At 69.9% G+C, this 13,567-nt stretch carries 16 protein-coding genes and 1 pseudogene; 8 read left to right on the forward strand and 9 right to left on the reverse strand.

Going from position 1 to position 13,567, the window contains the following annotated elements; genetic code table 11:
• Positions 1-183 precede the first annotated feature (183 nt).
• Together EDF46_RS13355 and EDF46_RS13360 are read right to left on the reverse strand one after the other, a co-directional pair.
• On the reverse strand, positions 184-1,200 hold the full coding sequence (locus EDF46_RS13355) for a YhcG family protein (RefSeq protein WP_233580036.1): 1,017 nt from the start codon (positions 1,198-1,200) through the stop codon (positions 184-186).
• A gap of 387 nt (positions 1,201-1,587) precedes the next feature.
• The gene (locus EDF46_RS13360) at positions 1,588-2,361 is read right to left on the reverse strand and encodes an SDR family oxidoreductase (protein ID WP_123507107.1); all 774 of its coding nucleotides are present in this window, start codon (positions 2,359-2,361) and stop codon (positions 1,588-1,590) included.
• Positions 2,362-2,454: 93 nt separating this feature from the next.
• Between EDF46_RS13360 and EDF46_RS13365 the strand changes: the two genes are divergently transcribed.
• Entirely contained in the window at positions 2,455-3,327 is an 873-nt protein-coding gene (locus tag EDF46_RS13365; RefSeq protein WP_123506801.1) for a LysR family transcriptional regulator, read from the forward strand.
• Between the two features lie 72 nt (positions 3,328-3,399).
• On the opposite strand, the gene EDF46_RS13370 is transcribed toward EDF46_RS13365, so the two are convergent.
• Entirely contained in the window at positions 3,400-3,675 is a 276-nt protein-coding gene (locus EDF46_RS13370; RefSeq protein WP_123506802.1) for a GlsB/YeaQ/YmgE family stress response membrane protein, read from the reverse strand.
• Between the two features lie 117 nt (positions 3,676-3,792).
• Between EDF46_RS13370 and EDF46_RS13375 the strand changes: the two genes are divergently transcribed.
• The 3 genes from EDF46_RS13375 to EDF46_RS13385 all read left to right on the forward strand — a co-directional run bounded on the left by EDF46_RS13375 (position 3,793) and on the right by EDF46_RS13385 (position 6,233).
• On the forward strand, positions 3,793-4,464 hold the full coding sequence (locus tag EDF46_RS13375) for a response regulator transcription factor (RefSeq protein WP_123506803.1): 672 nt from the start codon (positions 3,793-3,795) through the stop codon (positions 4,462-4,464).
• Between the two features lie 61 nt (positions 4,465-4,525).
• The gene (locus EDF46_RS13380; RefSeq protein ID WP_123506804.1) at positions 4,526-5,452 is read left to right on the forward strand and encodes a helix-turn-helix transcriptional regulator; all 927 of its coding nucleotides are present in this window, start codon (positions 4,526-4,528) and stop codon (positions 5,450-5,452) included.
• A gap of 271 nt (positions 5,453-5,723) precedes the next feature.
• Positions 5,724-6,233, forward strand: coding sequence for a DUF3592 domain-containing protein (locus EDF46_RS13385; protein ID WP_123506805.1), 510 nt, complete (start codon positions 5,724-5,726; stop codon positions 6,231-6,233).
• 9 nt (positions 6,234-6,242) lie between these two features.
• On the opposite strand, the gene EDF46_RS13390 is transcribed toward EDF46_RS13385, so the two are convergent.
• A complete protein-coding gene (locus EDF46_RS13390) occupies positions 6,243-7,220 on the reverse strand; it encodes a zinc-binding dehydrogenase (RefSeq protein WP_123506806.1) in 978 nt (325 codons plus the stop codon).
• A gap of 125 nt (positions 7,221-7,345) precedes the next feature.
• Between EDF46_RS13390 and EDF46_RS13395 the strand changes: the two genes are divergently transcribed.
• On the forward strand, positions 7,346-8,374 hold the full coding sequence (locus tag EDF46_RS13395; protein WP_199738280.1) for a class I mannose-6-phosphate isomerase: 1,029 nt from the start codon (positions 7,346-7,348) through the stop codon (positions 8,372-8,374).
• A 69-nt stretch (positions 8,375-8,443) separates the two neighbouring features.
• On the opposite strand, the gene EDF46_RS13400 is transcribed toward EDF46_RS13395, so the two are convergent.
• The 4 genes and pseudogenes from EDF46_RS13400 to EDF46_RS13410 all read right to left on the reverse strand — a co-directional run bounded on the left by EDF46_RS13400 (position 8,444) and on the right by EDF46_RS13410 (position 10,030).
• Complete coding sequence (locus EDF46_RS13400; protein WP_123506807.1) at positions 8,444-8,779, reverse strand: YciI family protein; 336 nt, start codon at positions 8,777-8,779, stop codon at positions 8,444-8,446.
• 65 nt (positions 8,780-8,844) lie between these two features.
• Positions 8,845-9,051: a hypothetical protein gene (locus EDF46_RS18375; RefSeq protein WP_158614252.1), complete on the reverse strand. Its 207-nt coding sequence runs from the start codon at positions 9,049-9,051 to the stop codon at positions 8,845-8,847.
• Between the two features lie 165 nt (positions 9,052-9,216).
• Positions 9,217-9,438, reverse strand: a pseudogene (locus tag EDF46_RS18950) (DUF6596 domain-containing protein); the annotation flags it as partial.
• Positions 9,439-9,541: 103 nt separating this feature from the next.
• On the reverse strand, positions 9,542-10,030 hold the full coding sequence (locus EDF46_RS13410; protein WP_123506809.1) for an SRPBCC family protein: 489 nt from the start codon (positions 10,028-10,030) through the stop codon (positions 9,542-9,544).
• 81 nt (positions 10,031-10,111) lie between these two features.
• On the opposite strand from EDF46_RS13410, the gene EDF46_RS13415 reads away from it, so the two are divergent.
• From EDF46_RS13415 to EDF46_RS13425, 3 genes are all read left to right on the forward strand, one after another.
• Entirely contained in the window at positions 10,112-10,297 is a 186-nt protein-coding gene (locus EDF46_RS13415) for a PspC domain-containing protein (RefSeq protein ID WP_123506810.1), read from the forward strand.
• A 33-nt stretch (positions 10,298-10,330) separates the two neighbouring features.
• Entirely contained in the window at positions 10,331-11,194 is an 864-nt protein-coding gene (locus tag EDF46_RS13420; RefSeq protein ID WP_199738281.1) for a GH25 family lysozyme, read from the forward strand.
• 94 nt (positions 11,195-11,288) lie between these two features.
• A complete protein-coding gene (locus EDF46_RS13425; protein ID WP_158614253.1) occupies positions 11,289-12,506 on the forward strand; it encodes a GAF domain-containing protein in 1,218 nt (405 codons plus the stop codon).
• Here EDF46_RS13425 and EDF46_RS13430 read toward each other — a convergent pair.
• Positions 12,503-13,531, reverse strand: coding sequence for an MBL fold metallo-hydrolase (locus EDF46_RS13430; RefSeq protein ID WP_233580037.1), 1,029 nt, complete (start codon positions 13,529-13,531; stop codon positions 12,503-12,505). The two genes, EDF46_RS13425 and EDF46_RS13430, sit on opposite strands and share 4 nt — an antisense overlap.
• Between the last annotated feature and the right edge of the window lie 36 nt (positions 13,532-13,567).

Raw genomic sequence — 13,567 nt, forward strand, 5'->3', positions numbered from 1 at the left:
GCGCCGTGGACAAGGTTGGCGCGCCTCATCCCGTGCGGTCGTGTCCATTTATAGTAATCGCCCTCGAATCCAGCAGAAGCACTCCACCACTGTGACATGGCGGCCGCCCGAATTTCGAACCCTCGCTGGGGGACTGCAGCGGGGAGCGCCCTCGGGTGGACTCGTCTGACCCTGAGCCCGGGCTCACGCCCCGCCGAGTGCTCGCGTGATGTCACCTTCCGAGGGCAGAGACGCCTGCACGTCGGGTGGCAGCAATTCATACGAGGACACCGCGACCGGTGCGCCGGCACCGCCGAGCGAATACCGGACTACCGCGTCGTTCTTTCCGGTCACGAGAAGAATCCCAACGGTATTGGCATGCTGGGGGAGTCGGAGGACATCGTCGACGAGCGCGACGTAGAACCCGAGCTGGCCGGCGAAGGCAGGTTCGAACTTCCCTGTCTTCAGCTCGACGACGACGTACCGCAGTTGCACCACGTGGAAGAAGAGCAGGTCGACATAGAAGTCGTCCCCGTCGACGTCGAAGTGGACTTGCCGGCCGACGAACGAGAAGCCGGTTTCGAGTTCCCTCAGCGTCGCGATGATCCGGTTGACCATCGCATCCTCAAGGTCACGCTCTTTCGAGCTGCCATCCAGGGCGAGGAAATCGAGAACGTAAGGGTCCTTGGTCAGCTGCTGCGCCAGGTCCGAGTCGGTCGACGTCAGGGTTGTCCTAAAGTTCGACGGCGCCGCGGCGAGCCGTTCGTGCGCAGAAGTGCGGATGTGGTGATCGAGCACGTTCCGGGACCAGCCGTGAGCCGCGGCTTCCCGGGCATACCAATCCCGCGTTGGCTGGTCATGGAGGCGGTCCAGCAGAACGGTGATGTGACCCCAGGGCAACTGGGCAACGGGTTCTTGCCCGAACTCGGAATCAAATGGCCAGGCATCCGCGAAGGCGCGCATGTACCTCAAGTTTCGACCGGAGAAGCCGCGCATATCCGGGAACTCGGCCCGCAGGTCGTCCGCAAGACGGGTCACCACCTTCGACCCCCAGGCCGCGGACGATGCCCGCGCCGACAAGCTCCGCCCAATGCGCCAGTACAGGCGGATCACTTCCAGGTTCACCTGCCGTTGCGCAGTGAAACGAGCAGCGCGAACTTCTGACTTCAACTCAGCCAGAGTCGCCGCGTAGTCAGACGGGTTCAACTCGGGAGCGGTCACAGATTCGACCCTAGCGGCGAGGCCTGACGAGCGGATTAGGCAACAAGCTGTTGCCCCATGCCGCAACCACCAATCCAGTGCCAGAGGGACGGCTCCGCGATCCCGCCGCCGAAACCCTAACCGAGGACAGTTCTGGACAAGACGGGCCCAGTCCCAGGAGCCTCTCGATGTCTCTTGGGCAGAACACGAATATGGCCGTCTTTCCATCCTTGCTTCCTAGACACCATGAAACGCCCCTTGGGATCTTCCGGCCGGGACGCAACAAGGGTTCTGCGCCGGTGTCCGGCACATCACCAGCGCCGCGAGAATCTGGTCCCAGACAAGAAATGCTTCACGGTATCGAGCCGCTTGAACGTCCTTCACGGGACGCCAGCCGCGAGCTCGCCGTCACCAGGGGACGACACCCTCGTCGTCGAAGAAGCCGCCGCGGGGTCCGTCGTCGGGCAGGGTGGCGAGACGGATCGCTGTCGCTGCACCCTGCTCGGGCGTGCGGTCGCCGGCGAAGCCGTTGAAGTCGGTGGCGACGAGGCCCGGGCACGCGGCGTTGATGATGATCGGCGTCTCGGCGAACGCGCGGGCGTACTGCACGGTGATCCCGTTGAGGAACGTCTTCGACGGCGAGTACGCCGCCATGATCGGGCCCGGCTGTCGCCCGAGCGAGCCCATGCTGCTCGAGGCGTTCACGATGCGCGGCGATGCCGCCTTCTCGAGCAGCGGCAGCAGCGCGTTCGTGACCCGGATGACCCCGTACACGTTCACGTCGACGACGGAGCGGACCGTGTCGAGATCGAGGGTCGTGGGATCCTGCGCCCAGGTCACCGGGTCGAACGGGCCGGAGACGCCCGCGTTGTTCACCAGAACGTCAAGCGTGCCGAAGCGCTCCGCGAGGTCGGCGGCTGCGGCTGCGACGCTCTCGTCGCTGGTCACATCGAGCTCCACGCCCTCGGCGTCGATGCCCTCCGCTCGCAGGGTGGCGACTGCCTCGTCGAGCGACTGCGCGTTCCGGGCGCCCAGGATCACGCGGAGTCCCTTCTCGCCGAGGCCCTTCGCGATGGCATAGCCGATGCCCTTGTTCGCCCCGGTGACCAGGGCGGTCGTCTTCGTGGCTGCGTAGTCGTGAGCTGTCGTGTCGGGGGCTGTCTGTGCGTGGGTGTCGTTCATGTCCTCCATCGTCGGTCGTCCGGGCTGTCGGCGTCCAAGGCCGATCCGGCACCCTGTGATGCCGCACGGGCATCACAGACGTAGACTCGCGGCGTGGACGACCTCGAGACGCGTGAACTGCGCTACTTCGTGGCGGTCGCGGAGCGCCTGCACTTCGGGCGAGCCGCCTCTGATCTCGGGATCGCGCAACCGGCCCTGTCGCGGGCGATCCAGCAGATCGAGCAGCGGGTCGGGGTGCCGCTTCTCGATCGCGATCGACGCGGTGTCCGTCTGACCGCTGCGGGAGAGGTGCTCCTGCGGGAGGCGCGGACCGCGCTCGACGGGGTGTCGGCAGCCGTGCGGCGGGCGCGCCGGGCCGGGGCTCCTGTCCGAAAGGTGGTGCTGGCGACGAAGGCCGGGTCGTCGCACGAGTTCCTGCAGGCGCTGCTCGATGCGAACGCGGCCGACAAGAGCGCCGCGCCGATCGAGGTGATGCTCTGCGAGATCGGCGAGCAGCAGGGGCTTCTGCTCGACGGAAGCGCCGACGCCGCGATCCTGCACCGGCCGTTCGACGACTTCGCCGGGATCGAGGGCGACGACCTCGACACCGAGGCGCAGGTTGCCATCGTGCCGGCGTCGCACCCGCTCGCTTCGCGGCTGTCGCTGACCATGGTCGAGGTGACGCATGTTCCCGGGCTGCCGATGGCGCGGTGGCCGCTGGTCGGCGGCGGCTACGCGGACGGACCAGGCCCCGAGGTGCACTCGCAGTCCCAGCTGGCGCAGCTCGTGGCCCTCGGGCAGACGCTGCTCGTGATCCCCCGTTCGAGCCGCGCCTGGCAGTGGCCTGAGCACGTCGCCGTCCCCGTGCTCGACGCGCCGCTCGCCACGACGGTGTTCGGCTGGCCGACCGGCCGTCTGACACCGGACGTCGCGCGGCTGCGGGCGACCGCCCTGCGAGTGCACGAGTCGGCGGCTCTGACGGCGTAGGCGCAGCAGCCAGACCGACGCGAAAAGCCTCCGGAGGGCTCCGGAGGCTTTTTCGTTTCTGGCTTCGCTGGGTCAGCGGGCGACGCTGCGACCCACGACACGGGTGTAGATGAACAGGACGATGATGGCGCCGATGATCGAGCCGATGATGCCGGCGGGCTGGAAGAAGCCGTCCATCGGGTCGTGCTGGAAGATCAGGAAGCCGAGGAAGCCGCCGACGAACGAGCCGATGATGCCCAGGATGATGGTCTTCAGGATTCCGAGGCTCTGACGGCCGGGGATGACGGCGCGGGCGATGAAGCCGGCGATGAGGCCGACGATGATGAGGCTGATGAGGAGGCCGATCATGAGATTCTCGATTCTCTTGTGCGGGTCGGAATCGACCCGTCTGGCCTTTCGGCGTGGACTCAATCAACCACCCCTCGGGGTGTGCCGACACACCCCTGGGGGTGGAATAGTGAAGTCATGCCAGCCCAGGTAGCCACCCGACCCATCACCGTCGCTCTCATCGACGACTACGACGTGGTGCTCAAGGGCCTGGCCCACTTCTTCGACGACTTCCGGGATCGGGTGATCGTGGCGGAGATCGATGCGAACGCCTCCCTCTCTGACACGATCGACATCGTCCTCTACGACTCGTTCGCCCAGCCGGAGTCCGATCAGGTCGAGATCCGCGGGCTCCTGGCCAACCCGAGGGCGCACCGGGTGGTCGTCTACACCTGGAACTTCCAGCCCGAGCTCATCGAGACGGCACAGCAGCTCGGCGTCCACGGGTACCTGTCGAAGACCATGACGCCCGCACAGCTCGTGGAGGCCCTCGAGGCCGTCCACGCGGGCGAGACGGTGATCAGCCCGCCCACGAGGCGTGCGCCGAGCGCGCCGGGCCTCGACTGGCCGGGCCGCCTCCAGGGCATCACCGATCGGGAGTCCGAGATCCTGGCCCTGATCACCCAGGGCAAGAGCAATGCCGAGGTGGCGCAGCTCACCTACCTCAGCCCGAACACCGTCAAGTCGTACATCCGCTCGGCCTACCGGAAGATCGGCGCGACCACGCGGACCCAGGCGGTGCTCTACGGGGTGGCGAACGGCTTCGCTCCCGATCACCACCGCATCGACCACTGGCTGGGTGGCCCGTGAGTCGGTACCGCTGAGAGCCGAAGGGCTATTCTGGCGCTGAGTCGGGAGATCGGAGGTCGCCGTGCTCATCGATGCCGGACATCAGACCGACGACATCTCGGAGGCGGAGGACGCGGTCAATCGCGTGTACCGGAAGGCCCAGCTGCGGTCGCCTCAGGCGCCGTTCCTGTTTCGCCAGCGGGTGGTCGGAGACGAGCGGGCCACGATCGCGAAGTTCGTCGTGAACGCGCCCTCCGATTTCACTGTCGACATCGAAGGCGTCCTCGCCGTGGGCATGTGCGCCGGGGGCGACTACCGGGCGACGACGAACGGCAGGCCTGTCGATGTCGCGCGGCCGTTCGTCCTGGAGCCGGGTGTCGCGCGGTCGTCGTCGGAGTACCACCGACTGGCCATGGTGAATCTCGATGCCGCGGCTCTGGCGGCCTACGCCGGGGGAGAGGCCGGGGCGGCTCTCCGGGTCGGATCTCCGAGGCCCTTGACTGCAGACAGCGGCCTTCATTGGAAGCGCCTGGTGGCGCACACTCTCGACGTGTTCGCGAGTCCGGAGCTCCTCGGCAGCGACCTCGTCCGCCGTGCCTCCGTCGATCTGCTCTTCGCATCGGCCATCACCACCTTCGGCATCACCGTCGCTGATGCGGCACCGGGATCGCGGGAGCACTCGACTCGACCGAGCGCCGTCGACCGTGCGATGCGCTACATGGACGACAACGCGGCCGCCGCCATCGGGGTGCAGGAGATCGCCGAGCACGCCCGCATGAGCGTTCGGGGCCTTCAGGCCGCGTTCCGGCGCACAGCGGGCATCACGCCGCTGGAGTACCTGCGAGGCGTGCGACTCGCCGAGGCGCACCGGGAGCTTCTCGCCTCGGACCCGCGCGACGCGACGGTCACGCAGATCGCGCAGCGCTGGGGCTTCACGAACATCAGCCGGTTCAGCAGCCTTCACACGCGAACGTACGACGAGTCTCCCCGCGAAGCTCTGACTCGCTGAGCCCGTCGGTCGAGACTCGCGCCCGCACAGGGAGTGGACGCGAGACGATGCCGCTGGACACCAGACGCACATCTTCGTCGCCCTTGCCGACTAAGGGGGGCGTGCGGGCGCGAGGAGGCGTCGCCGATCGCCATGATGAGAGTCCCCCGGCTCTTCGAATCAGGGATCCGGGAAGAGGGGCGAGGGACTCACCAGCCCTCGCCCCTGTCTCGCGCAGTATCCACGCGGCGCAATGGCGGACCCCGACCGATGCGTCCGGCAGACTGATCCCGTGGGGAACAACAGCACGAAGAAGCGACGCGGCAAGGTCGCCGGCAGCAGCCCGTCGGCGAGCATCATCTTCTTGTCGGCGGTGATGCTCTTCGTGAGCCTGATCGGCGTCGCGTCGCAGGGTCCGGCCTACTTCCACGATCGCGACGTGCGCTCCGAGGGGGCCGGCGCCACGGGTGTCGTCACGGAGGTCGTGCACTACACGACGCACTCGCGGCACGGCACCCACGAGCACTACTACCCGGTCATCGCGACGACGATCCGAGGCGTCGACGCGACGACGAGGACGAAGGCGTACAACGTCAGCAACTCGTCGGAGTTCTTCGTCGGCCAACGCCTCGACGTCGTCTACGACACCCGCGACCCATCGAGGGTCGTACCCGACTGGCCGGGCGCCAAGCGCGACATCGTCGTCAGCTTCTGGTTGCTCTCAGGGCTCGGGATCGCCGCCGTCCTGGCGATCGCCGTGACGCTCGTGGTCCGCCGCGTCCGGCGGACCACGAAGCGGTAGCCGCCGGGGTCAGGGGCGCAGCAGGATCTTGCCCGCGCGCCCCGGCTCGAAGTTGGCCGCGCTGGCGGCGCGGGCCTCGTCGAACGAGTAGGTGGCCTCGACGGGCAGGGTGATGGTGGAGTCCTGGATCCTGCGCACCAGTTCGCCGAGGAGCTCGCCGCGCTTGGCGGGGGCCATGCTCGAGCTGACGGTGCTGCCCCAGAAGCCCTTGACGGTGGCCTGCTTGAAGATGACGTCGCCCGACGAGATCTCCATGACGGGCGACTGCATCGCGCCGAAGACGACGAGGGTGCCGTTCACGCTGAGGAGCGAGAGCACCTCGCCGCTGGCCGGGCCGCCGACGGAGTCGACTCCGGCGAGCACGGGAGCGCCGCCGACGATGGCCGCCACCCGGTCGCGCCAGCCGTCCGAGTCGGTGGCGACGACGTTGCCGATGCCCTGCGCCTCGAGCTCGTCGACGCCCGCTGCTCGGCGGACGAGACCCACGACGTTGATGCCGCGCGCCACCGCCAGCTGGGCGACCATGCGCCCGACGGCGCCGTTGGCGGCGTTCTGCACGAGCCAGTCGCCCTCGGCGAGATCGAGCGAGTCGAGCAGGGTGATCGCACTGAAGGGCATCGAGACGAGCTGCGATGCGACCTCGTCGGCGATGCCGTCGGGCACCGGGATGAGCGCTGCTGCCTTGGCCACGAAGAACTCGGCCCAGACGCTGAACGTCCCGCCCGTCGCGACGCGCTGGCCGACCTCGACGCCGGTGACGCCGTCGCCGAGCGCTTCGATGGTGCCGACGGCCTCGGTACCAGCGCGGGCGGGCAGGTCGGGCTTGAAGCCGTAGGTGCCCCGGATGGTCCAGAGGTCGTGGTTGTGGATCGGCGACAGGACCGTGCGCACGAGCACCTCGCCCGGGCCGGGGGTCGGCGTCTCGACATCGTCGACGGTGAGGACTTCGGACGGCTCTCCGAAACGGGTGTGCACGACTGCGCGCATGGTGATCTCGACTCTCTGTTCGGTGTTCGGCCTCGAGTCTGTCACCGCAGGCTGGGGCGCAGGCTGAAGGTGCGGGGCCCCGCGCTAGGGTGGCGCTGACGACGACGTTCCAGGAGGCAGCACCCGTGATCGGTCCCATCCGCCTCGCCCCGAACCAGCCGGCCGCCCGGCCGTACAAGGGCGGCGCCGGGATCCTCGCCCTCCGCGGAACGGGCTCGACCGACGACCACGCCCCGGAGGACTTCGTCGCGTCGGTCACGACGACGCACGGCAGCGACACGGTGGGCCTGACCGTGCTCGACGACGGCCGCACCCTGCGCGACGCGATCGCCGCCGATCCGGTGGCCTACCTCGGCCAGGAGCACGTCGACGCGCACGGCACCGACACCGGCCTGCTGGTCAAGCTGCTGAGCACGGGCGAGCGGCTCTTCAACCACGTCCACCCCGGAGGCGCTTTCGCGGCGGAGCACCTCGGCTCGCCGCGGGGAAAGACGGAGGCCTGGTTCATCGTCGACGCGGGCCCGACCGGCGAGGCGACCGTGTGGCTCGGGTTCAGGAATCGCGTCGACCCCGCCCAGGTGCGGCGGTGGGTCGACGCACAAGACGGTGCAGCCCTCCTGAGCCAGCTGCACGAGATCACCGTCCGGCCCGGCGATTGGCTCTACGTGCCCGCCGGGATGCCGCACTCGATCGGCCCCGGGGTCACCCTCGTCGAGCTCCAAGAGGCGAGCGACCTCTCGATCATCCTCGAGTACGCCCCGTACCCGCTGCTCGATCCGGCGGACGCCTTCCTCGGCCTCGACGTCGACACGGCGCTGCAGGCCGTCGACCTCGAGCCGCTGCCGGCCGACCGGCTCGGCGACGTGCACGGCCGGCCCGACGACGGCGCACGGTCGCGCCTCTTCCCGCCGGCGGCCGACGCCTACTTCCGTGCCGAGATCATCGCGCCGACGGAGCCCGTCGCGGTCGATCCGGGCTTCGCGGTGCTGGTCGTGCTCGACGGAGACGGCCGGCTCGACTTCGGCGACGGCGACGGCGACGGCGACACGATGCCGCTGACCCGCGGCGACGTGCTGCTCGTGCCGCACTCCGCCGGGGCCACGACGATCGACGGGGGCGTGCGGGTCGTGCGCTGCTCGCCGGCGGCACCCTAGGGGCAGCGGGCGCAGGAACGGGCGGCCCGCCGACGGGCCGCGAGTTCCTGCGCCCTCAGGCCCCGGCCCTCACCCCTCGAACGGCCACACCGCGCGCACCTCGACCCGCCCGAACCGCGCCATCGGGTGCCGGGCCGCCACGTCGAGGGCCTCTGCCAGCGAGCCGCACTCGAGCAGGTCGAAGCCGGCGATGGTCTCGCGGGTCTCGGCGAAGGGTCCGTCGGTGATGAGAGTCTCGTCGCCGCGGACCCGGACGGTCTTCGCGTCAGCCGGCGGGCGGAGCCGGTTGCCGGTGATGGTGCGGCCCTGGGCGTCGTTGTCGGCGACCCAGTCGCCGATGGTGTCCCGGGCCGGGTCGTAGGGCTCGGCCTCGGGGTCGTCGCAGATCAGGAGGAGGTACTGCATGGGGAGTCCTTTCGTTGGGGATGGCTGGGGAGTCAGTGCAGGAGCTGCCGCACCTCGACCGGGCCTTAGCGGGCCTCGGCCAGGCGGGCGGCGATGGCCGTCGCACGGTCCGTGTCGGCGACGTCGAGCTCGTTCGTGTCGATGAACTCGCCCGACGCCATCAGGTCGCCGATCAGCGCGCCGTGGGCGGCTGTGTATGCCGCCTCGCGCTCGGGCGGGAGACCGGCCACGAGTTCGGCGTGATCGTTGTGGATGAGGAGGAGGAACTTCATTGGGACTCCTGAATCTGTGCGGGATCCACGGGTTTCCAACCTGTGGATAACCCTGTGGGGGAATGTGTGGAACTCGCAGCAGCGCCTGTGGAAGGGCCTGTGGACAACTCGTCGGCGAGGTGGCGGAGCGTCTCGCGCTCGCGGTCGTTCCGCGTCGCCTCCCGCCGACACTCGGGCCGCGAACCGCGACGTCTGGAACGCCATCAGAGCGACCAGGCCGTGGACCTCCGGCTCGCGCGTGAACCGCACCAGCGCACCGACCACCCGGGCCGACTCGGCGCGCCGCACGTCGACCACCACTGCCCTCGCGTCGTCGCCCATGTCGGCCTCCCGTCGTCGAGCGGCGGTGCTCGCACCGAACCGTCTCACCAAGGCGTCGAACGACATGGTCGCAGATCGACACCGTCGGCGAAATGGTGCGTCCGCGATCGGCCCCGTGTTCCGGCACCCGACCTGGGCCGCGGCACTGCGCGGCTGCCGCTACCGGGGTCTACGACCCGTCCGTGCGGCGCCGCTCGACCTCCGCCACGATCCCGCGCAGCACGGTCCGCATGTACGGCGCCCAGAAGAACCGCACGATGCCGCGCAGCACGAGGCCCGCGCCGGGCTCCGCGAAGAACGTGTACGTCCAGTCGATGCGCGTGCCGCCGCCGTCGGGCGTGTAGAACCACTCGGCCCGAGCGCCCGACACGAGGTGTCCGAACAGCTTCTGGAACTCGCTCAGCTCGTACACGAACGCACTCGGGCGGTCGACGCGCACGGTCGTCTCGACGACGCTGCCGCCGTCCGACAGCATCAGCTGCCGCCTCTGCCCGACGCCGTCCCACGGCCCGGTCTGATCGCGGACCTCGACCACCGCGGGCAGCGGCCCCGACTTCGGGTAGAAGCCGACGGGGGTCAGCGGCGTCGCGACTCCCCAGGTGTGCTCGAGGGGCGCGGCGGCCGTGGCATGTGCGCTCGCGGTGGCGGATGTGGACATGCAGGGGGTTCGGAGCCGATGCACAGACCGGCAGGCGAGCCGTTCCGGGCGACGGTCAGCCGATGCGTGCAGACTCGATGCATGAGCGCGACCCTCGTCCGACCGAAGCGCGGCACCGTCATCGCCGGTGTGTGCGCCGCCATCGCCGACCGGTTCCGGTGGAGTCGCTTCCTGGTCCGGCTTCTCTTCGTCGTCTCGATCATCCTGCCAGGGCCGCAGTTCCTGCTCTACATCGTGCTGTGGATCTTGATCCCGAAGGCCAAGTGATCGGTGCGAGGTCGTGTCGCCGTCGCGCTGAGCGTGGCGATCGTTCTGGGCGCGACCGGGTCCACCCAGTTCCTGCCCCCTTCTCCCTCCGCGCCGCCCTCGAGAGCCGCGGGCGCAGGAACTGACCCCTCCGCCGCCGGCCCCACCGTCCCGGGCCTCGACGTCAGCGCCTACCAGCACGGCGTCGACTTCGAGGAGGCCTACGCCAAGGGGGCCCGCTTCGCCTACATCAAGGCCACCGAGGGCGTGCACTACACCAGCGCCCGGTTCGCGACGCAGTACACGAAGGCGAAGAAGGCGGGCGTGATCCGCGGGGCGTTCCACTTCGCGAAGCCGAACGTGTCGACCGCCGTCGCGCAGGCGGAGTACTTCGTCGCCGCGCTCGACGGCCTCGGCGGCGGTCGCGTCGACGGCGACACCACCCTTCCGCCGCTGCTCGACCTCGAGTACAACCCGTACGCGGCGGCCGACGGCACGGACTCCTGCTGGGGGCTGAGTCCGAAGCAGATGGTGCTGTGGGTGCGGCAGTTCACCGACACGGTGACGGGGCTGACGGGCCGTGTGCCGCTCCTCTACACGACGACCGACTGGTGGAAGCGATGCACGGCCGACAGCGCGGTCTTCGACGGCACACAGCTCTTCCTCGCCCGGTACGTCTCCGACGTCGCGGGCGGCGCCGGCGACCTGCCCGCGAGCTGGCCGTCGTGGACCATCTGGCAGTACACCAGCACCGGCAGCCGGTACGCCGGGATCACGACCGGCAAGAAGGACGACACCCCCGCCTCGGACGAGGACCTCTTCGCGGGCACCCTCGATGAGCTCCGCGCGCTCGCCCGCCTGCAGTTCGACACCACTTCGGGGCTGGTGCCCGGGCCGGGTCCGCTCACCCACGGGTGAAACGACTCTTTCACCCCCGGCACGGGGGTGTTGTGCTCGCCTCGCCCGCGGGTGATAGTCGATGAGTCGTATTCCACTCAGATCGGACCCCGTCGTGCTGTCTCTGCTCCACTCTCTCGCTCTCCCCTTCTTCCGGGGGCGTTTCGCGGGTGTGGGGGGCCGGCTCACGCTGCCGCGCCCGGACGACCCCCCGTGGGCGCACGCGCCCGGCGTCGACCCCGACCGCATTTTGATCTTCGGCAACGGTGCAGCCGTCGGCTGGGGAGTCCGCAGCCACGACCTCGCTCTTCCGGGTCAGCTCGCGCGCCAGGTCTCGAACCTCACCGGCCGCGGCAGCGACGTCGACCTCGTCGCCGATCCGACGATGATCACGGCGACCGCCACCCGTGCGGTGCCCGTGGCGCGCCTCGTGTCGTACGACGCGATGGTCGTCGCCCTCGGCCTGAGCGATGCGCTCCGCATGACCTCGCCGGCCCGGTACGAGAGGGATATCCGTGGACTCCTCTCCCTCCTGATCGCGCACCGTCACGAGGGAGCCGAGATCGCCCTGGTCGCGATCCACCGCCCCTCGTCGCTCGGCCTCTTCTCGCTCAAGAAGGGCAGCGCTCTCGACCGCCACGCCGATCGTCTCAACGCGATCGGCGCGTCCGTCTGCGAGAGCCTCCCCGGCGTCCGCTTCGTCACGATGTCCGATCACGCCGGCGACGCGACCGGAGACGCCCTTCGCAGCACGAGCGCCACCGACCTCTTCCGCGGCATGGCCTCGACCCTCGCGGCCCACCTCGTCGAGCCGCTCGACGCGCAGTTCCAGACGGGTCGCGAGGCCTGTCCCCTTCGCACGTCGCCGCAAAGCGACGAGGACCGCCTGCGCGCCATCCACCGCCTCGGTATCCTCGACTCGCCGGCCGAGAAGCGCTTCGACGACATCGTCGAGCGCGCCCGCATCCTCCTGGCCGCCTCGGGCGCCGCGTTCTCGGTGGTCGACGACGACCGGGTGTGGAACAAGTCGATCTCGGGCGACGGCGTCGTCGAGTTCCCGCTCCGCGGTGCCATGTGCGCCGAGACCATCCGAGGGACCGGCCCGTTCATCGTGCCCGACGTCTGGTCGGACGACCGCTTCGTCACGCACCCGTCCGTGCGCTTCTACGCCGGCTACCCGATCGAGGGCCCCGGCGGGCTCCGTATCGGCGCGCTCTGCGTCACCGATCCCCAGCCTCGCCTCGCCGACAGCGTCGACCTGGTGCTCCTCCGCGAGCTGGCCCTGGCCGTGCAGCGGGAGCTGGCGCAGAGCATGGTCCCCCTCCACGCCTAGCCGCTCGCCTCGCCAGACGCATCGAGCCCGGCCGCGACGTAGTCGCGATGCATCTCGGCCTGCTGCAGCGCCGACCACAGCGTGAACCCGTCGAGGCTCGCGAAGCCGCCGGTCCAGGTGAGACGCGATGCGAGCTCCCAGATGCTGAGGCTCGGCGACGCGGCCTCGAGCCCGGCGACCTCGCGCGTGCGGCGGAGGTGGTGCTCGGCGCAGGCCCGGGCACGCGGGCCCAGGCCCGTGAAGCGGTAGCCGTGGCCGGGGAGGGCCTGGAGTTCCTGCGCCGCCTGCTCGTCGAGCGACTCCACGCGGTCGATGCTCGCGAGGAAGTCGGCGAGCGGGTTCGTGCTCGAGGGCCCGCCGAGCCCCAGGCCCGAGACGGTGATCGGCAGCACGTGGTCGCCGGTGAGCACGAGGCGGCGGTCGGGCTCGTAGAGGCAGACGTGTCCGGGAGTGTGCCCCGGCGTGTGGACCACGCGCAGGTCGAACCCGGCGATCTCGAGGCGGTCCCCGTCGGCGAGCAGCCGGTCGACCTCCGGAGCGACGACTGCGGGCGCGGCTTCGGCGACCGCTTCGAGCGCAGGAACTCGCGCCTCCGGCACGCCCCACCCCGCGGCCCGCGACCGCGCGTCCGCCGGGGTCGGCCTCCCGTCGGCGAGCCTGCGCGCCGCGGCCGCCTCAGCCCCGTGCAGCTGCACCGCCGCTCCCGTCTCGGCTCGGAGGCGCTCGGCCATGCCGAGGTGGTCGGCGTGCAGGTGCGTCGCGGTCACCGTGGCCACGTCGGCGGGAACGGCTCCGATCCGCGTCAGCGCGTCGACGAAGCGGACCCAGTTGTCGTCGGTGCCGGTACCCGGGTCGATCACGTGGAGTCCGCGCTGCGCATCGCGGACGATGTAGAGGAGGGAGGCGGGGAGGCGCTCGCCGGGCATCGGCTGGCCGAGGGCCCAGACGTCGTCGCGGACGGCCTCCAGCTCAGGGGCGCCGCCGCGCTCGAAGGCGTCGAACTGCGCGGTACTGGTGGGCTGCACGTCGCCAGAGTACGAGCACGCGGACGACAGGTGTCA

The sequence above is a fragment of the Frondihabitans sp. PhB188 genome (assembly GCF_003752365.1).
Taxonomy (GTDB): domain Bacteria; phylum Actinomycetota; class Actinomycetes; order Actinomycetales; family Microbacteriaceae; genus Frondihabitans.